Here is a 20279-nt window from a genome sequence, read left to right on the forward strand (position 1 = left end):
AGGGAGAGGGAGAGGGAGAGGGAGAGGGAGAGGGAGAGGGAGAGGGAGAGCGGGTCACGGCTTCCGCCTCGATTCACGACGAGGGAGAGAACGAGCTCCGGGCGTGGCCCCTCTCAGAGCGTGCCGGCCAGCTCCAGCAGTGCGAGATCCGACCCCCGCGGTCCCACCAGGCAGAGCCCCACCGGAGCGCCGCCGACACTCAACCGCGGCACCGACAGCGCCGGATACCCGCCGATCCCGGCGACGCAGGTCAGGCCGAGCGTCGCCGTCCGCGCCGCGTCGATCGCCTCGGCCGACGCATCGAGGGCCGGCGCCACCGACGACGTCGACGGCAGGAGGAGCACCCGCCCCTCGAGCGCACGGTCGAGCGCCTCCCGGAACCCCGCGACTCGCGCCCGCGCGTCCGCCTCCGTCTGCTCGTCGACGAGCGAGGCCGCGTCGAAGCGCGCCTGGACGTCCGCCGCCAGCACTCCCGGATGCGCCGCGACCCACGAGCCGCTCGACCGCCAAGCCTCCGCCGCCTGCACGAGCCGGAACGCCTCGAGCATCTCCGCCACGGGCGGCAGCTCGACCTCGTCGGCGCTCATCCTCCCGACCGCCGATCGGAACGCCGCCCGAACGGCCGCGTCCACTCCGCCCAGGAGTGCCGGCGCCACCGCGAGACTCCGCACCGGCGGGCCGGACGGCAGGCAGACCTCGGCCACCCGCCTCAGCGTGCCGAGGTCCCGCGTCAGCCACCCGACGGTGTCGAAGCTCGGCGCCAGCGGCAGCAGCCCCTCGACGGGCACTGCACCGTGGGTCGTCCTCAGCCCCCACAGGCCCTGGTAGGAGGCGGGTACCCGGATCGATCCCGCGGTGTCGGTCGCCAGCCCGACGGCTGCCTGCCCGAGCGACACGGCGGTCGCCGGTCCGCTCGACGATCCGCCCGGGATCGCTCCGGGCACGGCCGGATTGGGCGGCGTCCCGTAGCCGGAGTTCCGGCCGGCGATGCTGTAGGCGAACTCATCGGTCTGAGCGATCCCGCGCACCGACGCTCCCGCTGCGAGCAGCTGCGCGACGGCCGGAGCGGTCGCCGCCTCGATTGGCGCGGAAGCGAGGCGGGCCGGCACTCCCGCGCCGATCCGCTGGCCCTCGATCGCGAAGAGGTCCTTGACCGCGACGTCCAGTCCGTCGAGGGTCCCGGAGCCGGCGGCAGGCACGAGCGGCACGCCGACGGCCCGCCAGACACGGGGGTCCAGCGCGGGCGAGGGCGCCTGCACCTGCGCGGCGCGCACCCGCCAGGTCCCGCCCTCGCGCGACCACAGCTGCGTGACGAGCCCGCGCCCGCCACGGGCCGGAGCGTTCACGCTCACCACGAGCGCCGTGCCCGCATCGACCGCCCTGACGTGCAGCTCCATCAGCTCCCGCACCGGCGCCCCGCCGCGACGACCCCGGAAGCCGGTGATGACCGCGTGGCCGACGAGCAGTCCGGAGGCGTCGCCCCGGAGCGTCGTCGGCGCGTCCACGAACGCGTCGGCGAGCGCCGCGACGTCGTCAGCCCCGAGCGCCGCCTCGTACGCCAGGACCGCGTCCACCAGCCCGTCCGGCAGGTCACCCTCGAGCGTCGTCACCCGCGGGTCAGTCATCGAAGTCGGCCGTCCGGACCCGGGCGTGCACGCCCTTCACCAGGTCGACGACCTGGGAGATGTCGAAGTCGGTCGCCGCGCTGAGGTAGGCGTAGGCGTGAGCCGGGTCCATCCCGTAGCGGGCCGCCAGCAGCGCGATGGCCGCGCGGACGCACTTCTGCACGGCGACGTCCAGGTCCTCGTCCATCCCGGTGGGCACGAGGAACTCGCCGGTCTCCCCCATCGGCCCGAGCAGCTCCCCGAACGCCGCGAGCGCCTCGGCACGCGGGACGACCTCCAGGCGCACCCGGACGCGCAGGCTCGCCTCCATCGCCGTCAGCGCCACCTCGCCGTCGCCCTGCGCGAAGTGGGGATCGCCGACGTACGCGAGCGCGCCCGGGACCTGCACGGGAAGGTAGAGGCTGGTTCCGGCGGTCAGCAGTGCGATGTCGATGTTGCCCCCGTGCGCACCGGGCGGCACGGAGTGCGGGCGCTCCTCCCCTGCGACGGCGACGCCCATGATCCCGAGGAAGGGCCGGAGCGGGAACCGGGCGGCCCGCTCTCCTCCCGGCACCAGCGGGATCACGCCGCGGAGACCGCCCTGCGCGTCCTCGTCGACGCGCGCGAAGACGCTGAACGGCCCCTCCTGCAGCGGGTACTCGCCCGGCAGCGCGCCGCGGCCGTGCCGGTTCGAGACGACTCCGTACGGCACGCGCGGCTCGGCCTCGAGGAGGGTCATCCGGAGCAGGTCCCCCGGCAGCGCTCCCCGGACGGCGATCGGCCCCGTGACCACGTGCGGCCCGTCCGTCTCGCCGTCGCGGAACGGCCCGTCCGCGGCGAGCGCGACCGCGTCGCGCAGCACCCCCTCCGGAGCGACTCCGTGGCGGCCGAAGAAGGCGACCGGATCGCGGCCCTGATCCTCCAGCACGCCCTCGTGGCTGAGCGTGTCGATGACGACCTCGGCCCCCGAGTCGACGGTGAGCACGGGCGCGTCCGCCGCGCACGGCAGGCGCCCCCACAGCACCGAACCCGGCTCGGCCGGCAGGTAGTCGACCCCCGGCGGCACTCCCTCACCGGGCTGCACCGCCCACTCCGTCCACCGCATGCGCGTCCGCCTCCCGCGCGGCCCGTCCGCGCCGTCCGACCCTAACCGCGCCGTGTTTCGAGCATGTGCACGCGTGTGCCACGATTCTCCAGACCCGCCCCCGACGACAGGACTCCCGTGTTCCGACGCCTGCGCACCCGCTCCGAGGGCGCGACCCTCGGCCTGATGCTCGCCCTCACCTTCTCGACCGGCATCATCGACGCCGTCGGGTACCTCGGGCTCGACCGCGTCTTCGCCGGCAACATGACCGGCAACGTCGTCATCCTCGGCATGGCCCTCTCCGGCGCGGCCGACCTGCCCGTGGTCGGCCCCCTGATCGCGCTGGGCGCCTTCATGATCGGCGCCGTGATCGGCGGCCGGGTGCTCCGCCCGGTGAAGAAGGGCTGGACCTCGCGCTCGACCTGGCTCTTCGCGGTGGTCGGCATCCTGCTCGGCGTCCTGGCGATCGTGCTCGCGGTCGTGCCTGAGCACCCCGAGCCGCTCGCCTTCACCGTCACCGGCGTACTGGGCGGGGCGATGGGCCTCCAGGCCGCGACCGCCCGCCACCTCGCCGTCAAGGACGTCACGACGGTCGTCGTCACCTCGACGATCACGGGCCTCGCTGCGGACTCCCGCCTGGCGGGTGGTTCCGGTCAGCCGTGGTTCCGCCGCGCGGCGGCGATCGTCCTGATCGCCGCGGGTGCCGGAGTCGGCGCGCTCGCCCTGCTGGTCGGACTCTGGCTCGGCCTCGCGATCGCCGCCGTCATCACGCTCGTCGCGACGCTGCTGGGCGAGCTCGTCGTCCACTCCCGGTACGCTCCGGCACCCGCCGACGCCGCCGCCTGAGGCGGCGCCTCCCGGCGCGTCAGCGCGGCAGCTGCTGGCAGTGCGGGCAGAGGTGCGAGGAGCGGTTCATGAACGGCACCCGCACGATCACCTCGCCGCAACGGGCGCACGGCTTCCCCGTCTGCCCGTAGGCGTGCAGGCTGTGCGAGAAGTAGCCGGAGGCGCCGTTCACGTTCACGTACTGCGCATCGAAGCTGGTGCCGCCCTCGGCCAGCGCCCGCTCGAGCACCGAGCGCACCTCGGCGAAGAGGCGGCGGATGCGCGCCTCGCCGAGCGACGAGCTCGGCCGCTCCGGGTGCAGCTCCGCCGCCCACAGCGACTCGTCCGCGTAGATGTTCCCGATGCCGCTCACGAGCGTCTGGTCGAGCAGCGCCCGCTTGATCCCGCTGCTCCTCCTCGCCAGCGATGCGACGACCGAGCCCAGGTCGAAGGAGGGGTCGAGCGGATCGCGGGCGATGTGCGCGACCTGCGAGGGCACGGCGCGCAGCCAGCCGCCTCCGCGGACCTCCTCGCCCGCGTAGCCGCCCGGCGCTCCGTCCGGGGTCGGCACCAGAGCGTCGACCGCCATCGAGCCGAAGATCCGCTGGTCGACGAAGTGCAGGGCGAGCTCGCCGTGCTCGGGGTGCTCGATCCCGATCCGGATGCGCGCCAGCCGCGGCAGCGCCGCATCCGCCGTGCGCAGCAGCACCTGGCCGCTCATGCCGAGGTGCACCAGCAGCGCCTCGTCGCGGCCCGCGGGCAGCCAGAGGAACTTCCCGCGCCGCACCGCCGCTTCGAGCCGGCGCCCGACGAGCAGGCGCTCGAAGGTCCCGTGCGGATGCACGTGCCGCTTCAGCGAGCGCTCGTCGACGATCTCGACGCCGGTCACCAGGGAGCCGGTGACCGCGGGAGCGAGACCCGCCCGCACCACCTCGACCTCGGGCAGCTCGGGCACGGTCAGTCCGAGACCGCGGGAGCGGCGGGTGCGCCGGGGGCCGCCAGACGCGTCCACGCGTCGAGCGCGGCGGCCATCTCGGCCGCCTTCTTGCTCGTCCCCTCGCCGCGGGCGGTGACGAGTCCGCCGACGATCACGGTGGCGACGAACACCTTGTTGTGGTCGGGGCCGGTGGCGGCGATCTCGTAGCGCGGGGCCGGCGCACCGCGCTCGGCGGCCGCCTCCTGGAGGCTCGTCTTCGGGTCCATCGAGACGCCGAAGCGGAGCGGATCGGCCCGCAGAGGGGCGATCAGGCGCAGCACCAGGTCGCGGGCCGCGTCGGGGCCGGTGCCCAGGTAGACGGCGCCGATGATGGCCTCGACGGTGTCGGCGAGGATCGACGCCTTGTCGCGGCCGCCGGTCAGCTCCTCGCCGCGTCCGAGGCGGAGGAACTCGCCCAGGCCGATGCCGCGGGCGATCTCGGCGAGCGCGACGGTCGAGACCAGGCTCGCCCGGCGCTTGGCCAGGTCGCCCTCGCTGAGGGCGGGGTACTCGGTGTAGAGCATGACGGTCACGGCCTGCCCGAGGATCGAGTCGCCGAGGAACTCGAGGCGCTCGTTGTGCGGGATGCCGCCGTGCTCGAAAGCGAACGACCGGTGCGTCAGGGCGAGCTCGAAGAGCTCACCGTCGAGGCTCACGCCGAGCGTGGCCTCCAGACGCGACCGGTCGTCGCTGGAGGGTCGTGCGGAGGTCTGGTTCACCATGGACCGCGGTCCGTTCGTCGAGGGGCGGTGCGCCCCGCGCCGTGCGGACCAGGAGCGGGATCAGACGTCGGCGACCTTGCGGCCCTTGTACTCGAGGAACAACGCAGTGCCCGCGGAGTCCTCGACGACCTTGGCGCGGTGGGGAAGGCTGTAGACGACCTTGCCGTTCTCGATGGTCTTGACGAGGGTGGGGACCTCGGCCTTCCACTGCGAACGACGGGCGTGGGTGTTCGCGCGGGACTTCTTCCTCTTGGGAACAGCCATGATTCTCTCTTCTCTACCTCTAGTCGGATTCGGTGCGGGCGGTCGCGCCCTCACCGCTGTCTGCGGAAGCTCTGTCGGTGGAAGCTCCGGGCGCTGCGGCCCCGCCGTCCCCCTCGCTCAACCCTGCGAGCGCGGCCCACCGGGAGTCGCGCGGCGCCTCGGGTTCGGGCGTGGAGGAATCGGCCAGCCGCTCCCCCGTGACGGGGTCGAGGCCCGGACAGTCCGGCCGGCAGACCGGCTGGAACGGCAGCGACAGAACCACCGCATCCCTGACCAGAGGTTCAAGATCCACGTGGTCGTCGTGAACCTCATAGTCGAAAGCTTCGTCAGAAGAGTACGCGAAAAGTTCCTGGAACTCGACATCGACAGGCAGGGAGATGTCGGTCAGGCACCGGCTGCACTCGCCGTCGGCCCTCGCCGACACCTCGACACTGGCCAGGATCCCCTCGTGCACGGACTCGAGCCGGACGTCGAGATCGACGGCCGATCCCTTGCGGACCGCGACGATCCCCTCGCCGAACGGCTCCGGCGCCTCGAGCTCGAGGCGGTGCTCGCGCATCTCGCCCGGCCGCCTCACGAGGTCGCGCACGTTCACGGTGAACGGCGTCTTCTTGAAAGTAGTCACGAGGGTCCAGCCTACCCCTCCCGGGCCCCTCCGGGGCGGGAGGGGCCGGGAGGAGCCGGGAGGGGCGGAGTCCGGGCTCAGGCGCCGCCGGCCTCCAGCGTCACGTCGATCGGCGCGTAGTCGGCACCGCTCGTGTCCACTCCCTCGTCGGCGAGCTCCGCGAGCGCCTCCTCGACGTACTCGTTCGAATAGGCGGTGGCGGGCGGGTCCGCGCTGATGATCGTCGCCCCCGTCTCGTTCTCCGTCTCCTTCGCGATGTCGACCGTCTGCTGCCACGCGGCCTCGTCGATCATCCCGACGCCGCTCGTCGAGGGCCAGATCAGCTTGTTGACCTCGTTGGTCATCCAGAGCTGGTGGCTGGTGCCGAGCGTGGATCCGGCCGCGGTGACGATGTCGGCCGCCGCCTGCGGGTCGTCCTTCGCGAAGATCCAGCCCTTGATCGAGGCCTTGATGAAGGCGACCGTCTGCTCGGCGTACGCGTCGTCGTCGGCGAGCCTGCCCGCGTCCGCCCAGATCGCGTCCTGGAGCATCGCGGTCCCGATGTCGTTCCAGCTGATGACGTTCAGGTCGTCCGGCCGGTACAGCTCGCCTGTGGCGGGGTTCACGGTCTCGAGGACCTGGGCGTACTCGTTGTAGGTCATCGCCTGGGCCGCGTCGATGTCGCCCGCGAGGAAGCCGTTCATGTCGAACTGCTGCTGCACCAGCGAGATGTCGTCGAGGGAGACGCCGTCCTTCTGCATGCCGGCGAACAGCTCCCACTCGTTGCCGTAGCCCCAGCTGCCCACGCTCTTCCCGGCCAGGTCGGCCGGCGAGGTGATCCCCTTGTCCTTGAAGGAGATCTGCGTGGTGGCGCTGCGCTCGAAGATCTGCGCGACGTCGGTGATCCCGGCCCCCTGCTCGATCGAGCCGAGGACCTTGGGCACCCAGGAGATCGCGTAGTCCGCGTCGCCCGAGGCGAGCACGTCCTGAGGGACGATGTCGCCGCCTCCCTCGGCGATCGTCACGTCGAGGCCCTCGTCCTCGTAGTAGCCCTGGTCGAGCGCGGCGTAGTACCCGGCGAACTGCGCCTGGGCCACCCACTGCAGCTGCAGGATGACCGGCGTGAGGCCGCCGGAGCCGGAATCCGACCCCGACTCGGAGCCGCCGGAGGCGCTGCAGCCGGTGAGCGCGAGGCCCACGGCCGCGAAGGCGGCGGTCGTCGTCAGGGTGATGCGGGTGCGTCTGGTCACGGGTCCTCCTGGTGCGGTCTGCGGGGTCGCCGGTGCGGCGCGCCCCGTGGTGCGGCGGTGCAGGTGGTGCTGTGGTGCAGGTGGCGCTGTGGTGCAGGTGGCGCTGATGATGCGGGCGGTGCGGATGGTGCGTCGGGTGGAGTCGGGAATCGGGAATCGGGAGGATCGAGGAGGGTGCGGGGACGCGCGGCGCCGCGCTCAGCGCAGCCGGCTGCGGCGCAGCGCGAACGCCTCGAGCGCGGCCGTCACGCAGTAGAACGCGAGGCCGACGAGCACAGCGCCCAGGACGTAGGCGTAGGCGAGCGCGTAGTCGCTGCCCGAGGCCGCCGTCGTGATCGACTTGCCGAGCCCGCCCACGGGTCCGCCGAAGTACTCGGCGACCAGCGCCGAGATCACCGCGAGCGAGGAGGCGATGCGGAGCCCCGTGAAGACGTAGGGCACTGCTCCCGGCAGCGTGATCGTGCGGGCGGTCTGCCAGGGGGTCGCCGCGTAGGCCTTCAGCAGGTCGCGGTGCACCGGAGCGGCCTGCCGCAGCCCGCGCAGCGTCGTCACGTACACCGGCACGAACACGGCGAGCGCCGCGACGAGCTGCCTCGCGGTCTCGGCGTTCGCTCCGAACATCGTGTAGAGCACCGGAGCGAGGGCGACGATCGGCACGACAGCGGCCGCGGCCACGATCGGCGCGACCAGTCCGTCGAACACCCGCGCGAGCGCCGAGAGTCCGGCGACCACGACCGCCAGCACTGCGCCGACCAGCAGGCCGACCAGCGCGTTACGGCCGGTCACCGCGCTGCCCTCGGCGACGGAGCCGAGGTTCGCGGCGAACTCCCGTCCGATCGCCAGCGGCGACGGGAGCACGAACGGCTGGATCGCCAGAGCGGTGACCCCGGCCTGCCAGAGCAGGACCGCGGCGATCCCGAGCACGACCGGCGCGAGCACGCTGCGCGCCAGCGCCGTCGTGCTCACCGGCTCTCCACTCCGCGCGGCACGGCGGCGGGATCGCCGTGCAGCAGCTCGCGCACGGCGCTCACGTCGCGGAAGAACGCCGTGTCCTCCCTGACCGCCGCGTCGCGCTCGGATGCTCCGGCGAGTCCGACCGGGAGGACGTCGCGGATCCTGCCCGGCCGCGGCGACATCACCACGACGCGGTCCGAGAGGAACACCGCCTCCGGGATCGAATGGGTGACGAAGACGACGGCGGCGCCGGTCTCGCGCCGGATCCGCAGCAGCTCCGTCTGCATCCGCTCGCGGGTCATCTCGTCGAGCGCCCCGAACGGCTCGTCCATGAGGAGCAGACGCGGGCTCTCGGCGAGCGCCCGCGCGATGGCGACGCGCTGCTGCATCCCGCCGGAGAGCTGGTCCGGGTAGGAGTCGGCGAAGTCGCCGAGCCCGACCAGCGCCAGCAGCTCGTCGACGCGCGAGCGCCGGGCGGTCGCGGCGACGCCGTGCAGCTCCAGCGGCAGGGCGATGTTCGCCCGGATCGTGCGCCACGGCAGGAGGCCCGCCTGCTGGAACGCGATCCCGTAGTCCTGGTCGAGCCTCGCCTGCCGGGCCGTCTTGCCGAACACGGCGATCGAGCCGGAGTCCGGCTCGTCGAGGTCGGCGATCAGCCGCAGCAGCGTCGACTTGCCGCAGCCGGACGGGCCGATCAGCGAGACGAACTCCCCCGCGGCCACCTCGAGCGCGACGTCCTGGAGCGCCGTGACGCTCGCGGCGCGGGCGGTGGTGAAGGTCCTCGTGACGGAGTCGACGACGACCGCGGATCCTGCAGTGCTCATGCGGGCTGCTCCCCTCGGCGGTACGGACGGAGGAGGGTGCCGAGCAGAGCGACGGCGCCGGCGGCCGCGAGGCCCACCAGCACCGCCCCGAGGATCGGCGCCCAGGGCTTGGCGGGGTCGCCTCCGGCAGCGGAGGCGAACTCGATGATCATGCGGCCGATCCCGCCGCGCAGGCCGATCGAGACCTCGGCGACGATCGTGCCGACGACGGCGCTGACCGCTCCGAGCCGGAGGGCCGGCAGCAGGTAGGGCACGCTCGCCGGGAGCCTCAGGCGCACCAGCGTCTTCCACCAGCCGACGCCGTACACGTGCATCAGCTCGACCTGGTGCGCCGTCGGCGAGCCGAGCCCGCGGAGCGCCCCGATCGACACGGGGAAGAACGCGAGGTAGGAGGCGATCAGGGCCACCGACATCCAGTTCTCCCAGGTCACCGGTCCGAGCTCGAGCTGCGACCCCCAGCGCCGCACCAGTGGCGCGATCGCGATCAGGGGCACCGTCTGGCTCAGCACGATCCAGGGCAGCACCGCCGACTCCGCCGTGCGGAACCGCTGCATCAGGAGAGCCAGGAGCAGCCCCACGACCGTGCCGACGACCCAGCCGACCGCGGCGATCCCGAGCGAGAAGGCGCTCGCCCCCAGGACGGCCGACCAGAGCGCCGGGGCGTTCCGCGCTCCGGTGACCGGCTCGCCGAGCCGGGCCGCGATCTCCCAGAGGTGGGGCATCGCGATGGCGCTCGTGCGCGGGAGCACCGTGACTCCTCCGACGACCACCCCGGCCTCGGGCCCGAGCACCTTCCAGCCCTCCCACACCAGCGCGAGCAGGAGCAGCCCGGCGGCGCCGAGCACGAGCCCGCGCGCGAGGGCCGGTCTCATGCGCGGGCCACGATGTGCTCGCGCAGCTCCGGGATGACCCGCTCGCCGTACACGCGCAGCGTCTCCTCCTTGTTGTCGTGCTGGAGGTATCCCGCGAACTGCGTCACGCCGATGTCGGCGAGCGCCCGGAGCTTCTCGATGTGCTCGTCCGCCGTGCCCAGCACGCAGAAGCGCTCCACGATCTCGTTCGGCACGAAGGCGGTGTGGCTGTTGCCCGCGCGGCCGTGCTCGTTGTAGTCGTAGCCCTCGCGCCCGGCGATGTAGTCCGTCAGCGCCTGCGGCACCGCTCCGGAGGCGCCGTAGCGGCCCACGATGTCGGCCACGTGGTTGCCGACCATCCCGCCGAACCAGCGGCACTGGTCGCGCATGTGCTCCCGGTCGGTGCCGATGTACATCGGCGCCGCGACGCAGAACTGCAGCGACTCGGGATCCCGGCCGGCGTTCGCCGCCGCCTCCTTGACGGCGCCGATCATCCAGCGCGCGATGTCCACGTCGGCCAGCTGCAGGATGAAGCCGTCGCCGACCTCGCCCGCGAGCTTCAGGGCGAGCGGGCCGTAGGCGGCCACCCACATCTCCAGGGACGAGCCCCGGCTCCACGGGAACTGCAGCGTCTGGCCGTTGTACTCGACCGGACGGCTGTTGGCGAGCTCGCGGATGACGTGGATCGACTCCCGCAGCGTCTTGAGCGTCGTCGGAGCTCCTCCGGTCACCCTCACCGCCGAGTCGCCGCGTCCGATCCCGCACACCGTGCGGTTCCCGTACATCTCGTTGAGCGTCGCGTGCAGCGAGGCGATGACCGTCCAGTCGCGCGTGGCGGGGTTGGTGACCATCGGGCCGACCGTGATCCGGTGCGTCCTCTCGAGGATCTGCGAGTAGATCACGTAGGGCTCCTGCCAGAGCAGGTGCGAGTCGAAGGTCCACGCGTAGTCGAAGCCGTGCGTCTCCGCGAGGACGGCGAGCGCGACGGTGCGCGAGGCGGGCGGGTTGGTCTGGAGGACGACTCCGAAGTCCATGGGGTTCCTTCTGCTCGATCAGGTGCTGGCTCGGATCGGGTGCCGGCTCAGATCAGGTACTGGCTCAGACCGCGCGGGATGTACGCCCCGTCGCCCTTCGTGCCGACGTAGGAGCCGTCGTCGACGACGACCCTGCCGCGGGAGATCACCGTGTCGACGTGGCCGTCGATCTCGAAGCCCTCCCAGGCCGAGTAGTCCATGTTCATGTGGTGGCTTCGGCCCTCGCCGATCCCGATCGAGGTGTGCCCGCTCGGGTCGTAGACGACGACGTCGCCGTCGGCCCCGGGCTGGATGACGCCCTTCCTCCCGTACATCCCGAACATCCGCGCCGGGGTGGTCGAGGTGAGCTCGACCCAGCGCGGCAGGGAGATCTGCCCCGACACCACGCCTTGGTACATCAGGTCCATCCGGTGCTCCACCGAGCCGATGCCGTTGGGGATCTTCGAGAAGTCGCCGATCCCCATGTCCTTCTGGCCCTTCATGCAGAAGGGGCAGTGGTCGGTCGAGACCATCTGGATGTCGTTAGTGCGCAGCGACTGCCACATGTGGTGCTGATGCCCCTCCGCCTTCGAGCGCAGCGGCGTGGAGCACACCCACTTCGCGCCCTCGAAGCCCGGCGCGCCGAGCTGCTCCTCGAGCGAGAGGTAGAGGTACTGCGGGCAGGTCTCGCCGAAGACGTTCATGCCGCGGTCGCGGGCCTGAGCGATCTGCTCCACCGCCTGCTTCGCGGAGACGTGCACCACGTACAGCGGCGCGCCGGTGAGGTCGGCGATCATGATCGCGCGGTGCGTCGCCTCCTCCTCCGCCTGCCAGGGGCGAGAGGTGCCGTGGAAGTACGGCGCGGTGTTCCCGGCGGCGAGGGTCTGCTTCACCAGCTCGTCGATGAGGGCGCCGTTCTCGGCGTGCATCATCATCATCGCGCCGTTCTCCGCGCCCTTCTGGAACGCCCGGAGGATCTGCCCGTCGTCCGAGAGGAACACGCCCTTGTAGGCCATGAACAGCTTGAAGCTGGTCACCCCCTCGCGCATCAGCTCGTCCATCGCGACGAGCGAGGAGTCCTGCACGTCCGAGAGGATCTGGTGGAAGCCGTAGTCGATCGCGCAGTTGCCGGCCGCCTTCTCCTGCCACGCCTGGAACCGGTCGACGACGCTCTCGCCCGGGTACTGCACCACGAAGTCGACGATCGACGTCGTGCCGCCCCAGGCCGCGGCGCGCGTGCCGGTCTCGAAGGTGTCCGAGGCGGAGGTGCCGCCGAACGGCATCTCCATGTGCGTGTGCGCGTCGATCCCGCCCGGGATGACGTACTTGCCGCGCGCGTCGATCACCCGGTCGACGTGGGCCGCCAGGTCGAAGCCCAGCAGCGTGGAGCCGGGGGCGAGGACGGCGGCGATGGTCTCGCCGTCGATCAGGACGTCTGCGGCTCCGGTGCCGGTCGCGTTGACGACCGTCCCGCCGGTGATGAGGGTCTTCATCGGTCTTCCCCGTCTCGGTCTGCGGTCACGGCTTCGGGATGCTGGTGTACGACTCCGGCCGGCGGTCCCGGTAGAACTGCCAGTCGTCGCGCATCTCCTGCACCATGTCCATCTCCAGGTCGCGGATCAGGATCTCCTCGGCCTCGCCCGAGCCCCGCTCGCCGACGAACTCCCCGCGCGGATCGATGATCTGGCTGGTGCCGTAGAAGTCGACCGCGAGGTCGCCGTACTCGTTGTCCTCCCGGCCGACGCGGTTGGGCTGCAGCACGAAGTAGCCGTTCGCCACCGCGGCCGCCGGGCCCTCGACCTCCCAGAGGCGGTTCGACAGGCCGGGCTTGGTGGCGTTGGGGTTGAAGACGAGGTGGGCGCCGTTCAGGCCCAGCTCCCGCCAGCCCTCCGGGAAGTGGCGGTCGTAGCAGATGTGGACGCCGACCTTGCCGACCGCGGTGTCGAAGACCGGGAAGCCGAGGTTCCCGGGCCGGAAGTAGAACTTCTCCCAGAAGCGGTCCAGGTGCGGGATGTGGTGCTTGCGGTACTTGCCGAGGATCGTCCCGTCGGCGTCGACCACGACCGCGGTGTTGTAGTAGACGCCGGTCTGCTCCTCCTCGTAGATCGGGAGGATCATCACCACGCCCAGCTCCTTCGCGAGGGCCGCGAAGCGCTGCACGATCGGCCCGTCGGCGGGCTCGGCGTAGCGGTAGTACTTCTTGTCCTGGGTGATGCCGAAGTACGGGCCGTAGAACAGCTCCTGGAAGCAGACGATCTGCGCGCCGTCGGCTGCGGCGTCCCGGGCCATCCGCTCGTGCTTGTCGAGCATCGACTCCTTGTCGCCGGTCCAGGTCGTCTGGGTGATCGCTGCGCGGACGATGGTCATCGGTACCTCCATGCTCGGGCGTCCCTGTCCGGCTCCGGTCGTGCTCCGCCGGGCGGTGCGGAGCCGGGGACGTGGACCCACTGTGGTCCCCGCCGGGCCCGAAGGCAATGACGGACCGTCCGGCTCCGGGGACAGGGCTTCATCGTCGGGGTTCGACGTTTCCCCGGTGTTTCCGGCGCGGATCCGCAGCATTAAGGCTCGCCGGGGGAGGAATCCGTCGGTGCCGCTAGCGTGGGCGGATGCGCATCACGATCCTGGCCGGAGGCGTCGGCGGCGCCCGCTTCACCTCGGCGGTCCGCGAGCACCTCCGCGATCTCGAGGCCGCCGGCGGCGAGGCGAGCGAGATCACCGTCGTCGTCAACACCGGCGACGACATGTGGCTCACCGGCCTCAAGGTCTGCCCCGACCTCGACTCGATCACCTACGCGCTCGGCGGAGTGAACGACACGGAGCGCGGCTGGGGGCGGGCCGGCGAGAGCGAGCGGGTCTCGGCCGAGCTCACCGCCTTCGGCGTCGGCTGGCCGTGGTTCACCCTGGGCGACCTCGACCTCGGCACCCACATCGCCCGCAGCTCGATGCTGCGCGACGGCCTCACCCTCTCGGAGGCGACCGCCCGGATCACCGCCCGCTGGCCGCTGGGGGTCCGCCTGCTGCCGATGTCGGACCAGGACGTCGAGACCCACGTCGAGGTCGAGCTCCCCGGCGAGGGCGTGCGGCTCCTCCACTTCGAGGAGTGGTGGGTGCGGCTGCGCGCGTCCGCGCCCGCCCGCCGGTTCGTCCAGCAGGGGGTGGAGAGCGCCCGCCCCGCCCCGGGCGTGCTGGAGGCGATCGCCGACACCGACGCGGTGCTCGTCGCCCCCTCCAATCCCGTCGTCTCGATCGGCACGATCCTCGGCGTCCCCGGGATCGCGGACGCCCTCCGCCGGACCTCCGCACCCGTCGTGGGCGTCTCCCCCGTCATCGGAGGCGCGGTGGTGCGCGGCATGGCCGACGCCTGCCTCGGCGCGATCGGCGTCGAGACCTCCGCCGAGGCCGTCGGCCGGCACTACGGAGCCCGGAGCGGGGGCGGCCTCCTCGACGCCTGGCTCGTCGGCGAGGAGGACGCGGACGCGGTCCCGGCGCTCGAGTCGGCGGGGCTCCGCGCCCGCTCCGTGCCGCTCTGGCTGACCGGCCGGGACACCTCCGTGCGGCTCGCCGCCGACGCTCTCGCCGCCGCGCGGGGCTGATCGGAGCCTCCTCCCCCGGGTCGCGCACCGCGTGTCGCAGCGCGGATGCGGTCACGCCTCCCACGGGGCGCCCCGTTCCCTTGTACGGTCGGAGGCGGACGAACTCCCCGATTCACCCCCGCATCGGATCCGGAGCCCCTCGGTCGCGCGCCCGACCGCGTCCTCACCACGTCTCCGAGCCCTGCGGAACCGCGTGCCGTCCCGTCAGGAGGACACCATGGAGCCCAGCTCGAGGATCAGCACCGAGCGGATCGAGCCCGACATCGTGGTGATCCGCCCCGTCGGCCGGCTCGACCTGTCCACGGCGTGGGAGCTCGAAGCGGTCCTCCAGCGCGCGCTCGAGGCGGGAGAGGTCCGCGTGGTCGTCGACCTGGCGGCCGTCGAGTTCCTCGACTCGTCCGGGCTCGGCGTCCTCGTCGCCGGACTCAAGGAGGCGCGGAAGGCGGGCGGCGAGCTGCGCGTGGCCGCCGCCGGCGAGCAGCCCGCCATGGTGCTCGGCCTGTCCAACCTCGACCGCCTGCTCGGGAGCGCCGAGACCGTCGAGGAGGCCTACCGTGCCTGAGCGCTCCTTCGTCGTGCGCACGCCGCCCGAGGACGGCGTCACCGCCGTCCACGAGGCGCTCGAGGAGCTGTGGCTCGAGGAGCCGGGCGTCGCGCCGGTCGACCGGATGTCGTTCGAGACCGCGCTGGTCGAGCTGACCTCGAACATCGTCCAGCACGCCCGGTCGTACCGGCACATCATCTGCCTGGTCGAGATCCGCGTCGACGCGACCGAGCTGCGCGCCTCGCTCAACGACTCCGCCGAGGAGGCGCCCGCCGAGGTCGCCGACCCCCGCGACATGCCGGACGAGTGGGACGAGGCAGGCCGCGGGATCCCGTTCATCCACGCCCTCGTCACCGAGTTCTCCTACCGCCGTGTCGACGGGCAGAACCTCTGGGAACTCGCCCGGACCCGCACGTGAGCGAGCCGACCGAGCGCGCCCGCCTCGCCGCGATCGCCGAGCTCGGGATCGGCCTGAGCACCCCCCAGGAGCGCTTCGACAGGATCACCCGCATCGCCCGCCGGCTCCTGCGCGTCCCCCTCGCCGAGATCAACATCCTCGAGGAGTCGACGCAGTTCACGAAGTCGCCCCAGCGCTCGGCGCGGGCGAGCAGGATGCTGCGCGCCGACTCGATGTGCGACGTCACGGTCCAGCAGGGCGACATCCTCGTCGTCGAGGACGCCACCGCCGATCCGCGGTTCGCCGACCGCGGAGTCGTCACCGGATCCCCTCACGTGCGCTTCTACGCGGGCCGCCCGCTCGTCGTGGGGGACGGCCTCCGCGTCGGCACGATCTGCATCATCGACAGCGAGGTGCGCGGCTTCTCGGAGGAGGAGCGCGAGATCCTCGAGGACCTCGGCCGGTGGGCCGAGCGGGAGCTGCGCGAGATCGCCTTCTCCGGACGCGCGAGCGAGACGCAGGAGCGGCTCCGGCCCCAGCGCCTCGACCTCGGCGAGTGGAGCCTCGACTCGCTGACCACGCCGCTGCACGACGTCGCCGGCGACTACACGGCGTGGCGTCGCAGCGGGGACGACCTCTCCCTCGAGCTGGTCGACGTGATGGGCAAGGGGGTGTCGGCGGCGATCGTCGCCTCCGCGATCCGCTCCGCGTTCCAGGCGCGGCCGGAGCTCCCTCCCGCGGCAGCCGTCGAGGCCGTCAACCGCCAGCTCCTGCCCGATCTGACAGCGACCGGGATGTTCGCGACCGCGCTGATCGCCCGGGTCGACCTCGCGAGCGGCGCCGTCGCGTTCGTGGACAGCGGCCACGGCCTCACCCTCCTGCTGCGCGCCGACGGCACCACGGAGCGGCTCGCCTCCACCGGCGTCCCGCTCGGCATCGCCGCCGACGTCTCCTGGGAGGAGGAGCAGCGCGTGCTCGCCCCCGGCGACGCGCTCTTCTCCTGCAGCGACGGCCTGCTCGACGTCTTCGGCGGGCGCCTCGACGCGCTCGACCGTCTCGCCGAGCTGGTGCGGAGCAACGACGACCCCGCTCTCTTCGAGCGTCTGCATGCTCTCGCAGACGACGCGCACGACGATGTGACAGCGTTGGTGCTGCGGCGCTCCGCAGCGCCCGCCCCCTCCTGATCCTGATCGAAAGGACCTCCCCCATGCCTGGTGCACTCGTCCTCGCCGGCGGCGGCCTCGCCGGAATCGCCTGGGAGCTCGGCGTCCTCCGCGGCCTCGCAGACGCCTCCCCCGAGGCGGCCCGCCTCCTGCTCGATCCGTCGACGACCTTCATCGGCACCTCCGCGGGCTCCGCGGTCGCCGCGCAGCTGAGCACCGGCACCGGCCTCGACGAGTCGTACGAGGCCCAGCTCCAGGAGGAGTCCGCCGAGATCGGAGCGGACGTCGACGGTGAGCGCCTCCAGGCCCTCTTCGCCGCGGCCGTCGAGGGCGCGACCTCGCCCCAGGACGCGCGGCGCCGCATCGGCACCCTCGCGCTCGAGGCCGAGACGCTCCCCGAGGACACGCGCCGGGCCGTCATCTCGGCCCGCGTGGGCGACGCCGACTGGCCCGAGCAGCGTCTGCTCATCACCGCGGTCGACACGGCCACCGGTGAGCTGCGCGTGTTCGACCGCGAGAGCGGTGTCGGCCTCGTCGACGCGATCTCCGCCAGCTGCGCCGTCCCCGGGGTCTGGCCTCCCGTCAGCATCGACGGCGTCCGCTACATGGACGGCGGCGTGCGCTCCGGCAGCAACGCCGACCTCGCCGCGGGAGCCGACTGGGTCCTGATCGTCACTCCGCTGCCGGGAGTCGGCACGCCCGGCGCGGGCCTGATACCGACCGGCGAGCTCGACGCCCTCGCGGACTCGCGGGTCGAGGTGCTCTACGCCGACGAGGAGTCGGTGCGCGCCTTCGGCCCGAACTCGCTCGACCCGGCCGTCCGCGCCGCCTCCGCCCGCGCCGGACGTGCTCAGGGCGCCCGGCTCGCCTCGCGGATCGCCGCGCTGGTCGGCGCCGAGTAGCCGGTCTCAGCGCCGCACGCTGTAGCGCGTGAAGACCGTGCCGTCGGCGAAGCGGTGCTCCTCGCGCAGGTCGAGGCGCGCGTGGAACCCGCACGGGAGGAAGTGGGTCCCGCCGCCCACCGCCACCGGCACCGTGTAGACCTGCACGTCGTCGACGATCCCGGCGAGCAGCGCGTGCCGGGCGAGGGTCGGCCCGCCGATCGAGACGTCGTGGTCGGCGGCGCTGACCTGCGCGGCGACGACGACCGGGTCGAACCCGCCCTCGACGCGGGTGCGGCGGGTCTCGGCCGACTCCAGCGTCGTCGAGTACACGACCTTGTCGGCCGCCCGCCACATCTCCTGGAAGTCGCGGATGAACGCGAACTCCTCCGCCAGTGCCCAGGTCTGCTCCCACGCGCGCATGACCTCGTACATGCGCCGCCCGTACAGGTACGTGCGCACCCGCCCCTCACGCTCCGTGATGAAGCGGTGCACGGCGGGTCGCGGCTCCGCCCAGGCGAATCCGCCGTCCGCGTCGTTCACGTAGCCGTCGAGCGACGCGATCGAGCTGTAGATGAGCGCGCCCACGTCGGCCTCTCTCCGTGGCCGGCTTCGGGACCGCCCACGGGCGCGACCGTAGGCCTCCCGCCTCCGTCCGGCAATGTCCGCCGGGTCCTCTGGCGCGGATCGACGGACCGATGCCGCTCCCGACGGCGCTCCCGGCGGTCGGCGCCCCCTCCCGGACCGCGTACCGTGGTCGTGCCGCAGGGAGCGGCCGTGAAGGGTTCGGGATGAAGATCAGCCAGCTGCGCCACTTCGTGGCGGTCGCCGAGGAGCTGCACTTCGTGCGCGCCGCCGAGCGCCTCGGCATCTCGCGGCAGAAGCTCGACTCCTCCGTCGCCGCCGTCGAGCTCGACCTCGGCAAGCCGCTCTTCGAGCCCGGTGCCGCCGCCACGACCCTCACCGCGGCCGGGCGGCAGCGCCTCGCCTCCGCCCGCGAGGAGCTCGCCGCGCTCGGCGACGAGCCGGAGGCGGCCCCGAAGTCGGGAGGCAAGGCCAAGGCCTCCAAGGGGACCGGGCGCGCCCCGATCGTCAAGGGCCAGCCGAAGCCCTACAAGCGCCGGCAGTCCCGCTGACGCGCAGTGTCCGATCGCCGGAGGTGGTGGGCCCTACCGGGCTCGAACCGATGACATCCACGGTGTAAACGTGGCGCTCTACCAACTGAGCTAAAGGCCCCCGTCGCGGGCGCACCCGCGGACGATCGACTCGATCCTACGGCAGGCGGAGCGGCCCCCTGCGGGCACTAGCCTCGGCACATGACCGCCGACAGCGACTCCCGGGCGAGGCGGCGCGCCGAGAGCCGCTGGCCCGCCTCCGCCGCGATCCTGGTGGCCGTCGCCCTGAACGTGGCCGGCCACAGCCCCGACACCTCGGTGGTCCGCCTCGTCGCCGCCGGCATCACGCTCGCGCTGCTCGTGCCGCTGTTCGTCGTCAACCCGCACCGGCTCGACAGCGAGACGCGCTGGTCGCGCGGGGTCTCCATCGCCCTGGCGGTCGTGCTCGCCGTGGCGAACCAGGTGAACGTGGTCGCCGTGGTGATCGACCTCGTCGACGGGACGGCCGACGGCCCGCCGCTGCTGCTCACCGCGCTCCAGGTCTGGGTCACCAACGTCGTCGCGTACGCGCTGCTGTTCTGGGAGCTCGACCGCGGCGGTCCGGTCGCCCGCGGAACGCTTCCCCGCACCGAGCTGCCGGCGGCCGACTTCGCCTTCCCGCAGGACACCTACCGCGACACCGCGCCCGAGGTCGCCGCGACCTCCTCCGAGCGCGCCGACTGGCGGCCCGGCTTCGTCGACTACCTCTCGGTCTCGACGACGAACACCATGGCGTTCAGCCCGACCGACACGATGCCGCTGTCGAGCCGGATGAAGCTCCTGATGATCGCCGAGGCGTTCACCGGATTCGTCCTGCTGGCTCTCGTGATCTCGCGGGCCGTCAACATCCTCAGCTGACGACCGGGGCGGTCCGCCTCCGGAGGGTCAGACGTGCGCGGGGGCGAGCGCGTCGATCGCGGCGCGGTAGGCGTCGATCGAGCGCGCCTCGCCCGGGGCGGTCATGAACGTGTCCCGGATGACGCCGGCCTTGTCGATCAGGAAGGTCGCGCGGGTCGCGTAGCCCTTCGCCTCGGTGAACACGCCGTACTGCTTGGCGACGTCGCCGTGCGGCCAGAAGTCGGAGAGGAGCGTGAAGTCGTAGCCCTGCTTCTCGCCCCAGGCGCGCAGCGTGTGCTTGGAGTCGACCGAGATGCCGATCAGCTCCACGTCGGCGTGCTCGAAGAGGGAGAGGTTCTCGCGCAGCGCGCAGAACTCGCCCGTGCAGGTGCCGGAGAAGGCGAGGGGGAAGAACACCAGGGCGACGTTGCGCCGCCCGTGGAAGTCGCCCAGCTGGATGCGCTCGCCGTACTGGTTCGCGAGTTCGAAGTCGGGAGCCAGGGTCAGCTTCTCGAGAGCCATCGGTCCGATGTCCTTCCGTGCGCACGAGAGTCGCGCGAGCACGAGGGGCAATGCTAGACCCGCTCCGCGCAGACTCCAAGGAACGGCCCGTCTCCCCCGATCACGGGCCGGTCGACGCGTCCCGTCTGGCGCTCTCCTACAGTCGTCGGCGCACATCCCTCGTGGATCACCACAGTGCGATTCCAGGTTCGGGGCACGGGAATCGCTAGGCTGACGG

Annotated in this window: 23 protein-coding genes and 1 tRNA gene; 8 read left to right on the forward strand and 16 right to left on the reverse strand. The window is 72.5% G+C overall.

Annotated features, from left to right (window positions below):
• Nucleotides 1–113 precede the first annotated feature (113 nt).
• Nucleotides 114–1625, reverse strand: coding sequence for an AtzH-like domain-containing protein (locus C5C44_RS00095; protein WP_104335053.1), 1512 nt, complete (start codon nucleotides 1623–1625; stop codon nucleotides 114–116).
• Nucleotides 1618–2709: an acetamidase/formamidase family protein gene (locus C5C44_RS00100; RefSeq protein WP_104226656.1), complete on the reverse strand. Its 1092-nt coding sequence runs from the start codon at nucleotides 2707–2709 to the stop codon at nucleotides 1618–1620. Before C5C44_RS00100 ends, C5C44_RS00095 begins: the two co-directional genes overlap by 8 nt.
• 117 nt (nucleotides 2710–2826) lie before the next feature.
• On the opposite strand from C5C44_RS00100, the gene C5C44_RS00105 reads away from it, so the two are divergent.
• Nucleotides 2827–3534 (forward strand): YoaK family protein, encoded by a 708-nt coding sequence (locus C5C44_RS00105; RefSeq protein ID WP_308470741.1) that lies wholly within the window; start codon nucleotides 2827–2829, stop codon nucleotides 3532–3534.
• 19 nt (nucleotides 3535–3553) lie between these two features.
• On the opposite strand, the gene mutM is transcribed toward C5C44_RS00105, so the two are convergent.
• The 11 genes from mutM to C5C44_RS00160 form a co-directional block, all read right to left on the reverse strand.
• Entirely contained in the window at nucleotides 3554–4468 is a 915-nt protein-coding gene (gene mutM / locus C5C44_RS00110; protein ID WP_104335173.1) for a bifunctional DNA-formamidopyrimidine glycosylase/DNA-(apurinic or apyrimidinic site) lyase, read from the reverse strand.
• 2 nt (nucleotides 4469–4470) lie between these two features.
• Nucleotides 4471–5211, reverse strand: a complete 741-nt coding sequence (rnc, locus tag C5C44_RS00115; RefSeq protein WP_104250952.1) for a ribonuclease III — start codon at nucleotides 5209–5211, stop codon at nucleotides 4471–4473.
• A gap of 60 nt (nucleotides 5212–5271) precedes the next feature.
• Nucleotides 5272–5475, reverse strand: a complete 204-nt coding sequence (gene rpmF, locus C5C44_RS00120) for a 50S ribosomal protein L32 (protein ID WP_104223482.1) — start codon at nucleotides 5473–5475, stop codon at nucleotides 5272–5274.
• Between the two features lie 19 nt (nucleotides 5476–5494).
• Nucleotides 5495–6034, reverse strand: coding sequence for a DUF177 domain-containing protein (locus C5C44_RS00125; RefSeq protein WP_104288506.1), 540 nt, complete (start codon nucleotides 6032–6034; stop codon nucleotides 5495–5497).
• A gap of 143 nt (nucleotides 6035–6177) precedes the next feature.
• The gene (locus C5C44_RS00130) at nucleotides 6178–7329 is read right to left on the reverse strand and encodes an ABC transporter substrate-binding protein (RefSeq protein ID WP_258066587.1); all 1152 of its coding nucleotides are present in this window, start codon (nucleotides 7327–7329) and stop codon (nucleotides 6178–6180) included.
• Nucleotides 7330–7527: 198 nt separating this feature from the next.
• Nucleotides 7528–8295 carry an ABC transporter permease gene (locus C5C44_RS00135; RefSeq protein WP_104308363.1) on the reverse strand — a complete coding sequence of 256 codons (768 nt, stop codon included), beginning with the start codon at nucleotides 8293–8295 and terminating at the stop codon, nucleotides 7528–7530.
• Nucleotides 8292–9107 (reverse strand): ABC transporter ATP-binding protein, encoded by an 816-nt coding sequence (locus C5C44_RS00140; RefSeq protein ID WP_104335054.1) that lies wholly within the window; start codon nucleotides 9105–9107, stop codon nucleotides 8292–8294. Before C5C44_RS00140 ends, C5C44_RS00135 begins: the two co-directional genes overlap by 4 nt.
• Complete coding sequence (locus C5C44_RS00145; protein WP_104335055.1) at nucleotides 9104–9979, reverse strand: ABC transporter permease; 876 nt, start codon at nucleotides 9977–9979, stop codon at nucleotides 9104–9106. The genes C5C44_RS00140 and C5C44_RS00145 overlap by 4 nt, the downstream gene beginning before the upstream one ends.
• Nucleotides 9976–10992 carry a TIGR03842 family LLM class F420-dependent oxidoreductase gene (locus C5C44_RS00150; protein WP_104335056.1) on the reverse strand — a complete coding sequence of 339 codons (1017 nt, stop codon included), beginning with the start codon at nucleotides 10990–10992 and terminating at the stop codon, nucleotides 9976–9978. The genes C5C44_RS00145 and C5C44_RS00150 overlap by 4 nt, the downstream gene beginning before the upstream one ends.
• Before the next feature lie 47 nt (nucleotides 10993–11039).
• Nucleotides 11040–12464: a dihydropyrimidinase gene (hydA, locus tag C5C44_RS00155; protein WP_104223477.1), complete on the reverse strand. Its 1425-nt coding sequence runs from the start codon at nucleotides 12462–12464 to the stop codon at nucleotides 11040–11042.
• A 25-nt stretch (nucleotides 12465–12489) separates the two neighbouring features.
• A complete protein-coding gene (locus tag C5C44_RS00160; RefSeq protein ID WP_104223476.1) occupies nucleotides 12490–13338 on the reverse strand; it encodes a nitrilase-related carbon-nitrogen hydrolase in 849 nt (282 codons plus the stop codon).
• A 239-nt stretch (nucleotides 13339–13577) separates the two neighbouring features.
• Between C5C44_RS00160 and cofD the strand changes: the two genes are divergently transcribed.
• From cofD to C5C44_RS00185, 5 genes are all read left to right on the forward strand, one after another.
• Nucleotides 13578–14564, forward strand: coding sequence for a 2-phospho-L-lactate transferase (gene cofD / locus C5C44_RS00165; RefSeq protein WP_104335057.1), 987 nt, complete (start codon nucleotides 13578–13580; stop codon nucleotides 14562–14564).
• A 217-nt stretch (nucleotides 14565–14781) separates the two neighbouring features.
• The gene (locus tag C5C44_RS00170; protein ID WP_104223474.1) at nucleotides 14782–15126 is read left to right on the forward strand and encodes an STAS domain-containing protein; all 345 of its coding nucleotides are present in this window, start codon (nucleotides 14782–14784) and stop codon (nucleotides 15124–15126) included.
• Nucleotides 15119–15526 (forward strand): ATP-binding protein, encoded by a 408-nt coding sequence (locus C5C44_RS00175; RefSeq protein ID WP_104247525.1) that lies wholly within the window; start codon nucleotides 15119–15121, stop codon nucleotides 15524–15526. The genes C5C44_RS00170 and C5C44_RS00175 overlap by 8 nt, the downstream gene beginning before the upstream one ends.
• Nucleotides 15523–16689: a PP2C family protein-serine/threonine phosphatase gene (locus C5C44_RS00180; protein WP_181127411.1), complete on the forward strand. Its 1167-nt coding sequence runs from the start codon at nucleotides 15523–15525 to the stop codon at nucleotides 16687–16689. The genes C5C44_RS00175 and C5C44_RS00180 overlap by 4 nt, the downstream gene beginning before the upstream one ends.
• 23 nt (nucleotides 16690–16712) lie before the next feature.
• Nucleotides 16713–17570: a patatin-like phospholipase family protein gene (locus C5C44_RS00185; protein ID WP_104238200.1), complete on the forward strand. Its 858-nt coding sequence runs from the start codon at nucleotides 16713–16715 to the stop codon at nucleotides 17568–17570.
• 6 nt (nucleotides 17571–17576) lie between these two features.
• Here the strand turns inward: C5C44_RS00185 and C5C44_RS00190 are convergent, their stop codons facing one another.
• A complete protein-coding gene (locus C5C44_RS00190; RefSeq protein WP_104247523.1) occupies nucleotides 17577–18137 on the reverse strand; it encodes a dihydrofolate reductase family protein in 561 nt (186 codons plus the stop codon).
• Nucleotides 18138–18340: 203 nt separating this feature from the next.
• On the opposite strand from C5C44_RS00190, the gene C5C44_RS00195 reads away from it, so the two are divergent.
• Nucleotides 18341–18685, forward strand: coding sequence for a LysR family transcriptional regulator (locus C5C44_RS00195; protein WP_104223469.1), 345 nt, complete (start codon nucleotides 18341–18343; stop codon nucleotides 18683–18685).
• Between the two features lie 24 nt (nucleotides 18686–18709).
• On the opposite strand, the gene C5C44_RS00200 is transcribed toward C5C44_RS00195, so the two are convergent.
• Nucleotides 18710–18785, reverse strand: a tRNA-Val gene (locus C5C44_RS00200).
• 80 nt (nucleotides 18786–18865) lie between these two features.
• Between C5C44_RS00200 and C5C44_RS00205 the strand changes: the two genes are divergently transcribed.
• A complete protein-coding gene (locus C5C44_RS00205) occupies nucleotides 18866–19561 on the forward strand; it encodes a hypothetical protein (RefSeq protein WP_104335058.1) in 696 nt (231 codons plus the stop codon).
• Between the two features lie 27 nt (nucleotides 19562–19588).
• Here C5C44_RS00205 and C5C44_RS00210 read toward each other — a convergent pair whose 3' ends face one another.
• The gene (locus C5C44_RS00210; RefSeq protein WP_104223507.1) at nucleotides 19589–20062 is read right to left on the reverse strand and encodes a peroxiredoxin; all 474 of its coding nucleotides are present in this window, start codon (nucleotides 20060–20062) and stop codon (nucleotides 19589–19591) included.
• Nucleotides 20063–20279 lie beyond the last annotated feature (217 nt).

This window comes from Rathayibacter sp. AY1F6 (assembly GCF_002932035.1).
In the GTDB taxonomy this organism is placed as follows: Bacteria; Actinomycetota; Actinomycetes; order Actinomycetales; family Microbacteriaceae; genus Rathayibacter.